The organism is Burkholderia sp. BCC0322, assembly GCF_902833045.1.
Classification (GTDB): domain Bacteria; phylum Pseudomonadota; class Gammaproteobacteria; order Burkholderiales; family Burkholderiaceae; genus Burkholderia.
In genome coordinates, this window is the sequence record NZ_CADFDU010000013.1 from 157,500 (window position 1) to 171,880 (window position 14,381).

The window sequence follows — 14,381 nt, forward strand, 5'->3', positions numbered from 1 at the left end:
GTGCGGTGCGCGGCGACCCGCGCGGGCATTGCCGGCCGCTTACGCGCGCACGGTTTTCTCCCGCGCCGCCTTGCCTGCTGCCGGCAGCCCCTGTTCATGCGTGCGGCGCATCCGCGCGAGTCCGTGCGCGACGTGCTCGCGCACCAGCGCGACGGCCTGCTCCTCGTCACCACCCGCGAGCGCCTGCACGATCCTGTCGTGCTCGGCCGCGGACACGGCGATCGCATCCTCCTCGGCCTCGATCGCCGCCTGGCGCAGCAGGCCGAGCTGGCGCACGAGCCGGCGGTAGGTATCGGTGAGGTGCGTATTGCCGACGCCAACCACCATCGCGTCGTGGAACTGCACGTTCAGCTCGGTGTAGCGCGTGACGTTGTGCGTCTTCGCGGCGTCCTTCATCGACTGGACGATGCCCTTCAGCACCTTCAGCGTGTCGGGCGAGATGCGCTTTGCGAGTGCACGCGCGACCGACTCGTCGAGCATCGCGCGCACTTCGTAGATCTCCTCGGCCTCGCGCAGCGGCACGATGCGCACGGTCACGCCGCGGTTCTTCTCGTTGTGCAGCAGGCCGGCCTGTTCGAGCGCGCGGAATGCTTCGCGCACGGGGCCGCGCGACACGTTCAGCTTGGTCGCGATCTCGACTTCGTTGAGCTTCTCGCCGGGAGCGTATTCGCCGGAGACGATCGCGCGCTCGAGCATGTCCTGGACGATCATCGCGAGCGACTGGCTTTGCAGGAGTTCGATGGCGCTGAGCGCGTTCGGGGCTGTCATGGTCGGGCAGGCAGCAAGGCTGCGGTAGAGAACGAGGGCGCCATGTCGGCGAATGATCCTTCTATACCGTCGGCCCGACACATTGTCAACAGTTTTCAGTTTCCAAAGACCCATTCCGCCTGCCGGAATGCAACCTGGACGCAGCCGGCGCGCGGCGGGCCAACCTCGCCCGCCTCGCCCGCCTCGTGCGACGCGTGCCGGCCGTCAGGCCGTCACGTGCTTCACCGGCCCCGGATCGCTGTGGCTCGGCCGGCCCGTCTCGACGTGGCCCGCGAAGCGGCGCACGACCTTGTCGTCACCCCCGCGCAGTGACGTCGCGGTGATCGTCAGATCGTACCAGCCGTGGCTCGACGACAGCTCGAAATGATCCTCGATGCGCTCGCCCGGCTCCAGCGTGTAGGTCCGCGCATGCTTGTGGCTGTACGCGTTGTCGACCGTCACGCGGCACGTCGCGCGCCCGCTGTTGCGCAGTTGCAGGTACACGTGGCGGTTGCGCACGTCGTAGCCGATCCGCGCTTCGGGATTCGCGTGACGGCCGTCCGCCGCGAGCCGCGTGTTGCCCTGGAACTCGCACAGATAGCCGTTCGGGCCATATGCCGCGAGATGGTAGTCGCCGCGCGCGGCCGACGTGTTCCACGTGTCGACGAAGCGGTCGTGCGCGGACACCGCATAGCGGCGCGGCGGCGTCGTCGGGTTGCGGCGGTCGTACACGTAGAACGCGGCGCCTGCGTCACCAGTGTTCGCAAAGTCGAGCGACACGGAGTCGTCGTGCCCGCTCACGCGGCTGTGCACGAACAGCTCGTACGGCAGCGCACGTGCCGGACGCGTGCCGGGCTCCTGCACCGGCATCGACTGCTGCGCGGGCACCTGGTACGCCTGGCCGGCCGTCGCGATGTGCTGCGGCACCGTGAAGCTCACCGTGCGCGTGTCGGGGCGTGCGGAGAAGTCGAACGCCGACGTGAGGTCGCCACAGATCGAGCGGCGCCATGCGCTGATGTTCGGCTCCTTCACGCCGAAACGCGCTTCGAGGAAACGCAGCACCGACGTATGGTCGAACGTCTCCGAGCACACCCAGCCACCCTTCGTCCACGGCGAGATGATGATCAGCGGCACGCGCGGCCCGAGGCCGATCGGCTGGATGCCGCCCGGGTCCGCGCCCGGCACGAGCGGGCTCATTTCACCCGGGTACTTGTTCAGGTCGAGCAGTTCGTCACCGAGGTTCGACAGCAGGTTCGACGACACGATGCCCTGGCCGCCCACGCCGCTGGTGACCGGCGGCACCGGCGGCACGACGTGGTCGAACAGCCCGTCGTTCTCGTCGTAGTTGAGGATGAACACCGTCTTCGCCCACACCTCGGGGTTCGACGTCAGCGCCTCGAGCACCATGTTGATGTAGAACGCGCCGTCGGTCGGCGATGCCTGCGGGTGCTCGCTGTACTTGTACGGCGCGACGATCCACGACACCTGCGGCAACCGGTTCGCCTGCACGTCGGCCTTCAGCTCGGCGAGCGTGTGGTCCGATGCGCCCTTGTCGACCAGCGGGCCGCTCGCGCCTTCCTTCACCTGGAAGCGCTTGAAGAACATCAGCGAGTTGTCGGTGTAGTTGTCGGTCGGGTCGCCCGGGATGCCGGTGCCGCCCTGGTACACCTTCCAGCTGATCTTCGCGTTCTCGAGGCGCTCCGCGTAGGTCGTCCACGTGTAGCCGTTCACGTCGTCGCGCTCGCCGATGCCCGGGCCGTTCGGCGGGTTACCGTAGATGTTGCGCGAGTCGACCGTGCCGGTCCACAGGTAGATGCGGTTCGGCGCGGTGTCGGCGTGCGCGGAGCAGAAGTACGAATCGCAGATCGTGAACGCGTCGGCCAATGCGTAGTGATACGTCAGATCCTGGCGCTTCAGGTAGCCCATCGTCAGCACGTCCTGCTTCTGGTTCACCCACTGGTCCCACTGACCGTTGTTCCAGGACAGGTGGCCGCTGCTCCAGCCGTGGTTGGTGCCCGGCTGGAATTCGGTCGTCTGCTTCGGATCGAGGTAGAACGGCAGCACGTACGGCGCCGACGGATCGAGGCCGCGCGAATGGTAGTTCTTCGTGAACACCGACGCCGGCGGCTGCTGCCACACCGGTGCGCCGCTCGGCAGCAGGTGCGGGCGCGGGTCGTTGAAGCCGCGCACGCCGCGCAGCCCGCCGAAGTAATGGTCGAACGAACGGTTTTCCTGCATGAAGATCACGACGTGTTCGACGTCGCGGATCGTGCCCGTGCGATAGGCGGCCGGCATCGCCAGCGCATTGCGGATCGCGGGCGGGAAGCCCGCGTAGGCGGCCATCGCGCCGGCCGACTGCGCGGCGAGGCGCAGGAAATCGCGTCGATTGTTCGAGGACATGAAGAGAACCCTGTGGTCGGTAGGAGTGGGGCGCCGGTCGAGCGGGGCCGGCGCTGGTGCGATGCCGTTATTACCCCGCACCGGCGTGTCCCGGACGTGACCGGTTACCGCAGGTTTCTTTGGGTTATCCACAAGATTTTTTTGAAGCGGCGCACGACACGCCTTTCATCCGGCCGACATACGCATGCGCTACGCTGACGCCCGATACCGAGGGGAGAAGCCGAGTCGTGTTCGATCAGCTGAAGGCGTTCCACGCGACCGTCCGGCAGGGCAGCATCACGCGCGCCGCACGCCACCTGGGCGTGAGCCAGCCGACGATTGCCGCGCAGATTCGGCAGGTCGAGCAGGTATACGGCGTCGAGCTGTTCTACCGCAGCGGGCGCAAGCTCGAGGTCACCGAGACGGGCATCGAGCTGCTGCCGCTCGTCGAGCAGATGATCGCGCTCGAGGCGCAGGCCGACATCATGCTGCGCAACGTCGGCGGCCTGTTCGAAGGCCATTTGCGGATCGGTGCGACGGGGCCGTACTACATCATGGACGCGGTCGGCCGCTTCTCGAACGCGCATCCGTCGATCGCGCTCACGTGCCGGATCGGCAACTCCGAGGAAATCCTGCAGGCGCTGCAGGAATTCCGCATCGACCTCGCCGTCTCGTCGCAGCGCAACGATGCCGACGGCCTCGAACGCCAGGTGATCTCGACCGACCCGCTCGTGCTCGTCGTGCATCGCACGCATCCGCTCGCGCGTTTCGACGCGATCGATCCGGCGCAGCTTGCCGATGTGCGGCTGCTGATTCGCGAAGCAGGATCCGTCACGCGCCGCTGCGCGGAGACGATCCTCGAAACGGCAGGTGTCGCGGCCGTCTCGGTTGCCGAGATCGGCAGCCGCGAAGCGATTCGCGAGGCGATCCTGCATGGCGTGGGCGGCAGCCTGTTTCCGCTCGGCGAGGCCGAACGTCATCCCGATTTGCGCGTGATCGCGCTGCGCGGCGTCGACACGACGATCGACGAATACGTGTACTACCTGAAGGCGCGCCGCCAGAGCCCGGCGATCGACGCATTCCTCGCGTGCATCCTGCCGGCCGGCAGCAACGCGGCCGGGACGGATGAAGCAGGACACACGGCGCGGCGGGCGAACGCGCGCTGAACTGCCGCGCGTTCGCCGGTTCCGCACTTTAGCGGCGCTTTTCCCGCGCCTTCCCTCGTTTTTCCTCGTGCCTTCCTTCTGTCGTTGCGCTCACATCATTTCGGCAGTACCGGAATCATCCATGTCAGCACGTGCTGCTGCAGGAACACCAGCACACCGAGCAGCAGCGTGAGGATCACGCTGTGCCAAAACGTGCGCGCGAACACGACACCTTCCTGCCCTTTCAGATCCGTCGTCGACACGCCCGTCGCGATGTTCTGCGGCGAGATCATCTTGCCCATCACGCCGCCCGACGAATTGGTCGCGGCCATCAGCACCGGATCGAGGCCGAGCTGCCGCGCGGCGACCACCTGCAGGTTGCCGAACAGCGCGTTGCCCGACGTGTCGCTGCCGGACAGGAACACGGCGATCCAGCCGAGCGACGCGGACACCAGCGGGAACAACGCACCCGTCGACGCGACGCCGGTGCCGAGCGTGTAGCTGATTCCCGAGTAATTCAGCAGGTACGCGAGCCCGACGATCATCATCACCGTGACGATCGCGATCCACGTCTGCCGCCAGGTCTTGACCACGCATTCGAGGAATGCGCCGGCGCCGGTGCGCGTCAACGCGGCCGTGATGATCGCCGAGACCAGGATCGCGGTGCCCGTGCCGAGCGGCTGGAAATCCCAGATCGCCGCATAGGGCTTGTGGTACAGCGACACGAACACCGCGTTGTGCAGGCCCGGCCACTTGATCTTCACGTCGCCGATCGCCGCGATGTTCGCGTGCACCCACACGATCACGACCACCGACACGACGAGCCACGGCAGCCAGCCGCCGAAGCCCGCACGCGCGGCGCCGGCCGTTGCCGGCACGCTGCGCGCGAGCGCGTATTGCGGATCGGGCTGCGGCTTCCACACCTGCAGGAAGCCGATCGTGACGATCAGCGACGTGAGCGACGACAGCACGTCGGTGAGCTGGTAGCCGAGGAAGTTCGACGTGACGAACTGCGCGATCGCGAAGCTGCCGCCCGACACGAGCAGCGCGGGCCACAGCTTCGAGATCGAGCGCAGCCCGCCATACGCGCCGACCACATAGAACGGCAGCAGCAGCGCGAAGAACGGCAACTGGCGGCCGACCATCTGCGCGAGGGTCGCGGGCGGCAGCGACGTCACCGCGCCGAGCACGGTGATCGGCACGCCGAGCGCGCCGAACGCGACCGGCGCCGTGTTGAACAGCAGCGTGTAGGTGAGCGCTTCGAGCGCGGGGAAGCCGAGCGCGATCAGCAGCGCGCTCGTGATCGCGACCGGCGTGCCGAATCCCGAGATCCCTTCGAGCAGGCAGCCGAACGAGAACGCGACGACGAGCAGCACGAGGCGGCGATCGTCGGGCAGGTTGTCGAGCATCCATTGCCGGAACTGGTCGAAGCGGCCCGACTTCACCGCGATGTTGTACAGCAGCAGCGCGTTGAAGACGATCCACATCACCGGCACGACCGCGAGCGCCATGCCCGCGCCGACCGCATTGAACGCGAGCCCGGCCGGCATGCCCCACGCGCCGATCGCGACCGCGAGGCCGGCGACGAGCCCGGCGAGCGAGGCCTGCCATGCGGGGCGGCGCAACACGCCGAGTGCGATCAGCGCGACCGCGATCGGGATCGCGGCGACAAGGAAGGACAGCAGCAGCGAGTGGGCGACTGGCGTCAACGGCTGTGCGAAGACGATGCCGCGCGGTAGGGCGTCGGTCGGATTCATCGTGTCTCCAGAGTCGACCCGAGCTGGCATCGGGATGCCCCGGGTTCGGTACAAGGCGATGTCCTGCGGTCATGACCGCGATCAGGCGCTTGCGCACGCAACGACGTCTCACGCCCAACCGATCGGTTGCTTGAAAGAGGTTAGGAGGCGCACGGCGCTTGTACAAGGGGGACAAGCCCGATGCGTGCCGACCCGATTCGAACCAGCCGCCGCACGCTGACCGGCAGCGGGCGGCCCGCTGTCGCGTTCGACAGCAAGCCCGCCACGCGCGGCTCGCCGGCGCAGCGCGGCACCGCCACCCGCGCAATGTTGCACATGCGGCAAAGGTGCCTGACGGCAGGCGGGATGTTTCGTTTGGCGTCCGAAGCCTAGACTGGCCGCATCGATTCCGCCCGCGCCGGTCACGGCACGGCGCCGGAACCCCTCGGAGTGGGCACGATGAAGACGATGAAACAGGCGGCATGCGCATGCGTGCTGATCGGCGCGGCCTTCGCCGCTCACGCGCAGGCCGCGTCGACGCTGACGCGCGCCGAGGTCCGTCAGGAACTCGCGGAGCTGCAGGCCGCCGGCTACCGGACGAGCCTCGCCAGCAGTCCCGACTTTCCGGGCAACATGCAGGCGATCATGCACCGTGCCGCACAGGCACGCGGCGGCAACGCCGGCTACGGCAGCGAGGGCGGGGCAAACGTGGAATCGGGCAAGCCGGCGCTGCCGCACGCAATCGATCGCGGCACATACGCACACCATTGACGGCTGATCGAACCGGATCGAGCGCACCACGGTGCGCCCCGACCGGCGACGGAGATACGCATCGCGCACCGCGCCGGCCGACGCGGCGCACGTGCGCCGGCATCACACGCTGAAGCGGTTCAGCGTATAGGCACGATAGGCCGCGACGAACGCGTCGAACGATCCGGCCTCCTTCGCTTCGAGCTCGGCCTGCTCGGCCAGCGATTTCGCAGCAAGGGCCTGCTCGGCGCGCAGCGTATCCGCCGACGGCGGACGCGCGCGGAAATGCGCGGCATGCGCTTCGCTCTGCGCCAGCGCGAACCCGAGGAACGACTGACCGCGTTCGCGCATCGTGCGCAGCACGCGCGCGGACGGCGTGCGCTCCGGATCGGCGAGCTTCTCGCGTTGCGCGGCGATCGCGCGCACGTGCTCGTCGCCGCCGCGGATCTCGTCGAGCCGGCGGCCGACGGTTTCGATATCGGCCATCAGCGCGTCCGCCCAAGCCTGCAGCGTGACCGGCTGGCCGTCGCGTTGCAGGGTGAGCCCCGGCTTGCGCCCTTCCATCGTCACGCTGCCGAAGTTCGCGTTCGCTTCCTGGTACGCGGGGCAGTCGAGCGCCGGACTCTCGTCGAGCGCGCACGCGAGCAGGAAGGCGTCGATGAAGCGCGCGGTTTCCAGTGCGATGCCGGTCGGCTCGAACGGATCGATGTCGAGACAGCGCACTTCGATGTACTGCACGCCGCGCGACGCGAGCGCATGCAGCGGCCGCTCGCCCGAATACGTGACGCGCTTCGGCCGGATCGTCGAGTAGAACTCGTTCTCGATCTGCAGCACGTTCGTGTTGATCTGGATCCACTCGCCGTCGCGATGCGTGCCGATCGCCTCGTAGGCCGGATACGGCTCGCTCACGGCCTTCGACAGCGCGTCGAGATAGCCGGGCAGCGTGTTGTAGTCGACGTGCAGCGCAGCCTGCGCGGTCGTGTTCGAGTAGCCGAGATCGCTCATCCGCAGGCTCGTCGCATGCGGCAGGTACAGCGTATCGGCGTCGAACGTGTCGAGCTTGTGCGGCTTGCCGCGCAGGAACTTCGTATCGAGCGCGGGCGACGCGCCGAACAGGTACATCAGCAGCCAGCTGCGGCGGCGGAAGTTGCGGATCTGCGCAAGATAGCGCTCCGACTGGTAATCGACGAGCGTGGCCGTCGAGCCTTCTTCCGCGTGCAGGCGCCGCCACACTTCCTCGTGCAGCGAGTAGTTGTAGTGGATGCCGGCGATGCACTGCATCGTGCGGCCGTAGCGATACGCGAGGCCGCGCCGGTACACAGTCTTCAGGCGGCCGATGTTCGACGTGCCGTAGTTGGCGATCGGAATCTGGTCGTCGGCCGGCAGCAGGCCGGGCATCGAGTCGTTCCACAGCATCTCGTCGCCGAGCGATGCATACACGTAGCGATGCAGATCGTCGAGACGTTCGAGCGTGATCGCAGCGTCGCTTTCGGCCGGCGTGATCAGTTCGATCAGCGCTTCGGAATAGTCGGTCGTCAGAGACGGATGCGTGAGCGCCGAACCGAGCGCGCGCGGATGCGGCGTGAACGCGATCATCCCGTCGCGCGTCACGCGCAGGCTTTCCTTTTCGATGCCGCGCAGGCCGTCGGGCAGATGCTGCCGCGTCGGGCCCGAGCTCAGCGCTTCGAGGCGATTCAGCAGCAGTTCGGACTGGCGGTGAGTCATGGTGTTCGACATGGAGACGCAAGTGCGTGACGGCCGCGCGCAGAACGCCGCGCGCGGCCGGCTGGATTGTTGGTCGCTTCGTTGGTAGCGGGCACTTTAACATCTCGCCGAAACACGCGCTTGAGGTGGCTCCGGGCGCGGTGCGCGGGCCGGAGCGGGCCGCCGGGCGGGCCGGCCGCGGCAGTCGCCGCCTCTGCGACCGGTTCCAGGCGGCGGCAACGGGCGCGCCGGTTACGCGAATTCGTCCGACGGAACGTGACACGCGGACGGGTGGCGGCAAGTGCAACCCTGCCGCCGAACCGACTGCGAAAAGCGGGACACGTGCGCGCCACGCATCCGGCGGGCGACGGATTGACGGAATGGCCGTGATGGCCGCGCTCCGGCAGGTAACCGATGAGCGTCGGCACGATCGGCGCAACGGGTTGCATTGCGGCCTCGTCAAATCGCACGCGGCTGCGGGCCGCCGCCCTCACCCGCCGCGCGCGCCGCCCGCCCGGTCGGCCACTTCGTTCCACAAATGCAGCGCCGCGTACGCGCGCCATGGCCGCCAGCCCTCGGTGCGGTGCTTCTGGGTCGCGAGCCGGTCGAGCGCCGGATCGCGTGCGGCGATCGACTGCATCAGCACGAGATCGGAGGCCGGCCATGCGTCCGGATCGCGCCACGCGCGCATCGCGATGTATTCGACGGTCCACGGGCCGATACCGGGCAGATCGAGCCACGCACTGCGCAGCGTCGCGAGATCGGCGTGCTCGCGATCGACCGGCACGTCGCCGGCCGCCACCGCGCGTGCCACGCCCGTAAGCGCCGCCACCCGCTTGCCGGGCATCCCGATCTTGTCGAGATCGCAGGCGGCCAGCGCATCGGGCGTCGGGAAACGCCATGCGGGCGCGCCATCGTCTTCATGAATCACGCGCTCTCCGGCCCGCTCGACGAGCCGGCCGACGATCGTCGTCGCAGCCTTCACGCTCACCTGCTGGCCGACGATCGCGCGCACGGCCAGCTCGAACCCCGACCAGGCGCCCGGCACGCGCAGCCCCGGCGCGGCCTCGACGAGCGGCGCGAACCACGGATCGCGCGCCAGCCCGCTGCCGATTGCATCCGGATCCGCGCCGAGGTCGAACATCGTCGCGACGCGCGTGGCGAACGCGTCATCGACATGACGCACGACCGCGCCTTCGACCGTCGCGACCAGGCAATGCTTGCGCGGATGTTTCGCGACCGTGAGCCGGCCGGCGTCGCCGTGCAGGTCGACGATGCGGCGATACACGCCGTCCGCCACCTGCTCGACGCCCGGAATCGCGCGTCCGCTGAAGAAGCGCAGCACGCGCGCCCAGTCGTAAGGCGCATTGAAGCGCAGTTCCATTTGCGCGGACGGCGGCACATGGCCGCCGTTCACGATGGATGTGATCGTTGTTTTTGCGATGCTCAAACTGCGCTGCCCTCCGCAACGGATTCGGTTTGATCGTCGTGCACATGACGCGCTTCAGACGCGAGCAGCGTCGCCTTGCGGCGCACACCCCAACGATACCCGGAAAGCGCGCCGCCCTTTTGCACGACACGGTGGCACGGGATCGCGAGCGCGACCGGGTTCGATGCGCACGCGGATGCGACAGCGCGCACCGCGCGCGGCGAACCCAGCGCCTCGGCGATCTCCGAATAGCTGCGCGTTTCGCCGTACGGAATATGCGTCAGCGCCTCCCACACGCGCTGCTGGAATGCGGTCGGCGCGATGTCCAGCGGCAGGTCGAACGCGTGCCGTGTGCCGTCCAGGTACGCGCGAATCTGCGCGACGAACGGCGCGAGTCGTCCCGGCGCTTCGGCCAGCTCGGCGCGCGCGAACGCGTCCTTCAGCTCGCCGACGAGCGCTGCCGGTTCGTCACCGAACGCGATCCGGCAGATGCCCTGCTCGGTTGCCGCGACGAGCACCGTGCCGAGCGACGTCGATGCGGTCGCATAGTCGATCCGCAAACCAGCACCCTGGCGGCGGAACGCCGACGGCGCCATCCCGAGCTCGCGCGGCACCGACGCATAGAGCCGCGACGGCGAGTTGAAGCCCGCGTCGACGGCCGCCTGCGTGACCGGCTGCCCGCTTTGCAGCGCCTGCCGCAGCGCGGCGCCGCGCTGCGCGGCCTGGTACTGCCGCGGCGACACGCCGACCACGCGCTTGAAAAGCCGCTGAAGATGAAACGGGCTGACGTGCACGGCATCGCTCAGTTGCCGCAGCGTGAGCCGCTCGGCATGCGCATCGAGCACCGCACACGCGCGATTGACGATCTCGAGTTCGCGCGGCAGCCCCTCCGGCTGGCAGCGCTTGCAGGGCCGGAAGCCGGCCGCACGCGCGGCGGCCGGATCGGCGAAGAAGGACACATTTTCGCGACGCGGCAGCCGCGACGCGCAGGTCGGGCGGCAGAACACGCCGGTCGTGCTCACGGCGTAGAAGAACGCGCCGTCCGCATGCGGATCGCGCTCGGTGACGGCGCCCCAGCGGGCATCATCGGTCGGATAGGCGGTTTTCATCTGAACCTCGCACTCTCTAGTGTAGATGGTGCCTACTCTAGACATCGGCACGTGCCGTCGCGCCCTGAATCTTGCTCTGTGATTCGCCCCGGATAATCGGGGACGCATCGACTAAAAATAGATTCGGCAAACCGCGCGCCGGCTGTTCCAGCGCGGTTTTCGTCATCGTCCTGTCACCATTTTGCTGCACTGCGGATGCGACAAATCGCCGTCCTGACGTTTTTTTGCATTCGGAATATTGCGTCGCACCATCGCCGTGTGTATAGTTGGAACTGTCTCCTCCATGTCTCCTCCTGATATGGATTAAGCCCGTTCCGCTCTGCGTGAACGGGCTTTTTTTCGTCCGTCGATTGTGCCGCGTTCCAGCCGGCGGCGCAGGCGCGATGCGTCTACACTCGATGCTCGTGGACCGCGAAGGAGTGCCTGCCCATGAAACCGATCATCCGCGCGATCGATCACGTGGTACTGCGCGTGACGGACATGGCCGCGATGACGCGCTTTTACTGCGATGTCGTCGGCTGCCATGTGGAAAAGGAGCAGCCCGATCTGGGCCTCGTGCAGCTGCGCGCCGGCGACGCGCTGATCGACCTGCTGTCGGTCGGCGGCCCGATCGACCGTCCCGACAGCGGCCCGCCCGGCACCGGACGCAATCTCGATCACCTGTGCCTGCGCGTCGAGCCGTTCGACCCCGACGCTTTGACCGCCCATTTCGCCGCACATGGCGCACGGCCGGGCGCGCCCGCGGAGCGCTACGGCGCCGGCGGCTACGGGCCGTCGATCTACCTGTTCGACCCGGAAGGCAACATGCTCGAATTCAAGGGGCCGCCGGCCGCGATCGGCTGAACGCAGCCGGCGCGCAGGCCGTCACGCGTCCGCGCGCGCCTTCAGCACCGTCCATTCGACCGCCACCGGATCGTGGTCGGCGCTCGAGATCCACGCGGCGCCGTCCTGCACCGTGCATTGCAGGCGCATCGTGCGCTCCGCGAGTTTCCCGAGCGCGGCCGCGACACCGTCGTTCAGCGACAGCACCTGCACGTTGCGCAGCCGTTCGACCTTGCTGCGCACACCCTGCCACCAGATATCCGACGTCTTGCCGCCGTATGCGATCACCGTGACCTGCCCGGCGCGGCCGGCCGCCTTCGAGATGCGCCGCTCGTCGGGCTGGCCGGCTTCGATCCAGACGTCGATCGCACCGGTCAGGTCCTTCTGCCACAGATCGGGTTCGTCGACGTCCGACAATCCCTTGCAGAATTCGAGCCGCTCGTGCGCGAACAGCGCGAACGCGACGATGCGCACCATCATCCGGTCGTCGGTTTCCGACGGATGGCGCGCCACCGTCAGCGCGTGATCGGCGTAGTAATGCCGATCCATGTCGGCGATTTGAAGTTCGGCTTTGTAGATCGTGGATTTCAGCGCCATGCGGATACGGCCCGGGCGGGCATTCGGTTCGGTCGGGCCGTGATGATACCGAATGCGCGCCGTCCGGCGTGCGTCATGCGCCACCCACAGCGCAACGGCCCGGCATGTGCCGGGCCGTGTTCGGTTCCCGCCGCCGGCTTATCGGGCCGGCGCGCTCGCGCGTCGTGTGACAGCGCGGTGAATGGACGGTTACTGCTTGACGAAGCGCGAATCGGTCCAGAGGCCCTGCTGGTCGCTGTTGTCGGCACTGACGAACTGCACGTCGCCCTGGTCGACCGACACCACGCGGAAGCGCTGGCCTTCCGGCACCGACAGGCAACGATAGTCGTCGAAGTATTGCTGTTTCGCCTGCGACTTGCCGTCACGCTCGTGACTCAGTACGGAGTCCAGATTGTCTTTCGACAGGCAGCCCCATGCGTTCTTCGTCAACTGGATTTCCTGCTTCGGCTTGACGGCCGAATCGCCACCGGCTTGGGCAATCGACACCGCGCAACATGCGCCGACGAGGGCAAAGAGGATACCGGTACGCTTCATCATGTTCTGTCTCCAGGCTTGCGGGCACCAGGCTTGGGTTAGCTATGTGTTTAAAGGTGATCGTGAACCCGCGTTTTTCACTTTAGAAGACCGGCAAGCGATATCAAGCACATTTGTTGTGCGACCGCAATAGCGGCGGATTGTCGCACCCCGTGCGCAGCCCGTTTTTCGCACCCTGCGCAGGCACGACGACGCGCACCGCCCTGCGAACCGGCCCGCGCCGCCAGGCGGAAAGCGTTACGCAGCAAGACTTTCATCAAAGTTACAATGCGGCGATTGAACGGTTTGGATAATCCATTTCGCTATCCGGATCATTTTGATGCGCTGCACATAAAGTCATCCGAAACGATTCGACTTTACCGCAACGCGGAATCGCATTTACCTGACACAAGAAAAATGCCAGGTATAAGCAAATCCGTATTTATCCGTACTTCTCCGCATGTATTCAGCGCCCGCGGAAGCCCCGCCGCAAGCGCCTTTCGCCAGCGCGTTTACCCTGCCTTATTCGGGGTGGATTGCTGGCGCTCGAAATAATCGCGCTGAAAAATGCACATGCGATAAGCGTTGTGATACGCGCCGTTTCCGAAAAATTCTTCCTTCAATTCAGCCTCGTGCTGGAATCCGCATTTTTCGTATACATGAATCGCCGCCGCATTCGACGTATCGACGATCAGGTACAGCTTGCGCATGTTCAGCACCTTGAACGCATACTCGATCGCGAGGCGCGTCGCCTGCCCCGCATAGCCGCGCCCCTGGCATTGCGGCGCGATGATGATCTGGAACTCGCCGCGGCGATGGATGTAGTCGAGCTCGATCAGCTCGACGAGGCCGACCAGTTCGCCTTGCGCATCGACCGCGACGAAACGGCGCTCGCGCTGGTCGTGCACGTGGCGGTCGTACAGTTGTGACAGCTCCGAGAAGGTTTCGTACGGCTCCTCGAACCAGTAGCGCATGATCTTTGCGTCGTTGTTCAGTTCGTGGACGAAGCGCAGGTCCTGGCGCTCCAGCGGCCGCAGTGCGAGCGTGTTGGTATCGTTCTGGAGTTGCATGTTCATGTCCTTTTTGATGCCGGCGCACGTGCGGCAAGGCCGCATCCGGGCCTGTCCTGCACTGTAAGAAATTGAACGCGGGCGAAGTTCAGAGCCTAGAATGTGAGCAAGGGTTCCTGCCACCGCAAGGAGGCTATCGTGTTCGAGCAAGTTATCCTCGGAATTTTCCTCGTGCTGCCGCTCGTCATCGTGGCGGCGCTGTTTTCCGACGAACTTTGGCAGGAACATCGGCGCCAGCATCCGCGCGACGAAAACGCACCGCACATCGACTGGAAGCATCCGTGGCGCCGCGTGCGACGCGAGCATTGAGTCGATCGCCGTTCATCCGCGGGGCGGGGCGCGCCGGCCTGGCCGCCCCGGCATGCGAGCGCGTCACGCGC

The 14,381-nt window shown here is 66.8% G+C and carries 13 protein-coding genes; 4 read left to right on the forward strand and 9 right to left on the reverse strand.

Annotated elements, in window-relative coordinates; translation table 11 throughout:
• Positions 1 to 39: 39 nt before the first annotated feature.
• Together HWX39_RS28860 and HWX39_RS28865 are read right to left on the reverse strand one after the other, a co-directional pair.
• The gene (locus HWX39_RS28860; RefSeq protein ID WP_175971106.1) at positions 40 to 768 is read right to left on the reverse strand and encodes a phosphonate utilization associated transcriptional regulator; all 729 of its coding nucleotides are present in this window, start codon (positions 766 to 768) and stop codon (positions 40 to 42) included.
• A 204-nt stretch (positions 769 to 972) separates the two neighbouring features.
• Complete coding sequence (locus HWX39_RS28865) at positions 973 to 3,147, reverse strand: phospholipase C, phosphocholine-specific (RefSeq protein WP_175971107.1); 2,175 nt, start codon at positions 3,145 to 3,147, stop codon at positions 973 to 975.
• 227 nt (positions 3,148 to 3,374) lie between these two features.
• On the opposite strand from HWX39_RS28865, the gene HWX39_RS28870 reads away from it, so the two are divergent.
• On the forward strand, positions 3,375 to 4,292 hold the full coding sequence (locus tag HWX39_RS28870; protein ID WP_175971109.1) for a LysR family transcriptional regulator: 918 nt from the start codon (positions 3,375 to 3,377) through the stop codon (positions 4,290 to 4,292).
• 95 nt (positions 4,293 to 4,387) lie between these two features.
• On the opposite strand, the gene HWX39_RS28875 is transcribed toward HWX39_RS28870, so the two are convergent.
• Positions 4,388 to 6,028, reverse strand: a complete 1,641-nt coding sequence (locus HWX39_RS28875; protein WP_175971111.1) for an L-lactate permease — start codon at positions 6,026 to 6,028, stop codon at positions 4,388 to 4,390.
• Positions 6,029 to 6,466: 438 nt separating this feature from the next.
• Here HWX39_RS28875 and HWX39_RS28880 point away from each other — a divergent pair, with 438 nt between their 5' ends.
• A complete protein-coding gene (locus tag HWX39_RS28880; RefSeq protein ID WP_175971113.1) occupies positions 6,467 to 6,778 on the forward strand; it encodes a DUF4148 domain-containing protein in 312 nt (103 codons plus the stop codon).
• A gap of 102 nt (positions 6,779 to 6,880) precedes the next feature.
• Here HWX39_RS28880 and gshA read toward each other — a convergent pair whose 3' ends face one another.
• The 3 genes from gshA to ada form a co-directional block, all read right to left on the reverse strand.
• The gene (gene gshA / locus HWX39_RS28885) at positions 6,881 to 8,494 is read right to left on the reverse strand and encodes a glutamate--cysteine ligase (protein WP_175971114.1); all 1,614 of its coding nucleotides are present in this window, start codon (positions 8,492 to 8,494) and stop codon (positions 6,881 to 6,883) included.
• 457 nt (positions 8,495 to 8,951) lie between these two features.
• Positions 8,952 to 9,911, reverse strand: coding sequence for an AlkA N-terminal domain-containing protein (locus HWX39_RS28890; RefSeq protein WP_175971116.1), 960 nt, complete (start codon positions 9,909 to 9,911; stop codon positions 8,952 to 8,954).
• Entirely contained in the window at positions 9,908 to 10,999 is a 1,092-nt protein-coding gene (ada, locus tag HWX39_RS28895; protein WP_175971161.1) for a bifunctional DNA-binding transcriptional regulator/O6-methylguanine-DNA methyltransferase Ada, read from the reverse strand. Before ada ends, HWX39_RS28890 begins: the two co-directional genes overlap by 4 nt.
• A 429-nt stretch (positions 11,000 to 11,428) precedes the next feature.
• Here ada and HWX39_RS28900 point away from each other — a divergent pair, with 429 nt between their 5' ends.
• Entirely contained in the window at positions 11,429 to 11,842 is a 414-nt protein-coding gene (locus HWX39_RS28900) for a VOC family protein (RefSeq protein WP_175971118.1), read from the forward strand.
• A 21-nt stretch (positions 11,843 to 11,863) separates the two neighbouring features.
• On the opposite strand, the gene HWX39_RS28905 is transcribed toward HWX39_RS28900, so the two are convergent.
• The 3 genes from HWX39_RS28905 to speG all read right to left on the reverse strand — a co-directional run bounded on the left by HWX39_RS28905 (position 11,864) and on the right by speG (position 14,001).
• Positions 11,864 to 12,418, reverse strand: a complete 555-nt coding sequence (locus HWX39_RS28905) for a YaeQ family protein (protein WP_039364653.1) — start codon at positions 12,416 to 12,418, stop codon at positions 11,864 to 11,866.
• Positions 12,419 to 12,607: 189 nt separating this feature from the next.
• Positions 12,608 to 12,955 carry a hypothetical protein gene (locus tag HWX39_RS28910; RefSeq protein ID WP_175951200.1) on the reverse strand — a complete coding sequence of 116 codons (348 nt, stop codon included), beginning with the start codon at positions 12,953 to 12,955 and terminating at the stop codon, positions 12,608 to 12,610.
• Positions 12,956 to 13,443: 488 nt separating this feature from the next.
• Entirely contained in the window at positions 13,444 to 14,001 is a 558-nt protein-coding gene (gene speG, locus HWX39_RS28915) for a spermidine N1-acetyltransferase (RefSeq protein ID WP_175971119.1), read from the reverse strand.
• A 138-nt stretch (positions 14,002 to 14,139) separates the two neighbouring features.
• On the opposite strand from speG, the gene HWX39_RS28920 reads away from it, so the two are divergent.
• Positions 14,140 to 14,310 carry a hypothetical protein gene (locus HWX39_RS28920; protein ID WP_041492990.1) on the forward strand — a complete coding sequence of 57 codons (171 nt, stop codon included), beginning with the start codon at positions 14,140 to 14,142 and terminating at the stop codon, positions 14,308 to 14,310.
• Positions 14,311 to 14,381 lie beyond the last annotated feature (71 nt).

Coding starts and splice junctions, on each gene's coding strand:
- HWX39_RS28860 (WP_175971106.1), bottom strand. CDS start 768: ATGACAGCCCCGAACGCGCTCAGCGCCATCGAACTCCTGCAAAGCCAG.
- HWX39_RS28865 (WP_175971107.1), bottom strand. CDS start 3,147: ATGTCCTCGAACAATCGACGCGATTTCCTGCGCCTCGCCGCGCAGTCG.
- HWX39_RS28875 (WP_175971111.1), bottom strand. CDS start 6,028: ATGAATCCGACCGACGCCCTACCGCGCGGCATCGTCTTCGCACAGCCG.
- HWX39_RS28880 (WP_175971113.1), top strand. CDS start 6,467: ATGAAGACGATGAAACAGGCGGCATGCGCATGCGTGCTGATCGGCGCG.
- gshA (WP_175971114.1), bottom strand. CDS start 8,494: ATGTCGAACACCATGACTCACCGCCAGTCCGAACTGCTGCTGAATCGC.
- ada (WP_175971161.1), bottom strand. CDS start 10,999: ATGAAAACCGCCTATCCGACCGATGATGCCCGCTGGGGCGCCGTCACC.
- HWX39_RS28900 (WP_175971118.1), top strand. CDS start 11,429: ATGAAACCGATCATCCGCGCGATCGATCACGTGGTACTGCGCGTGACG.
- HWX39_RS28905 (WP_039364653.1), bottom strand. CDS start 12,418: ATGGCGCTGAAATCCACGATCTACAAAGCCGAACTTCAAATCGCCGAC.
- HWX39_RS28910 (WP_175951200.1), bottom strand. CDS start 12,955: ATGATGAAGCGTACCGGTATCCTCTTTGCCCTCGTCGGCGCATGTTGC.
- speG (WP_175971119.1), bottom strand. CDS start 14,001: ATGCAACTCCAGAACGATACCAACACGCTCGCACTGCGGCCGCTGGAG.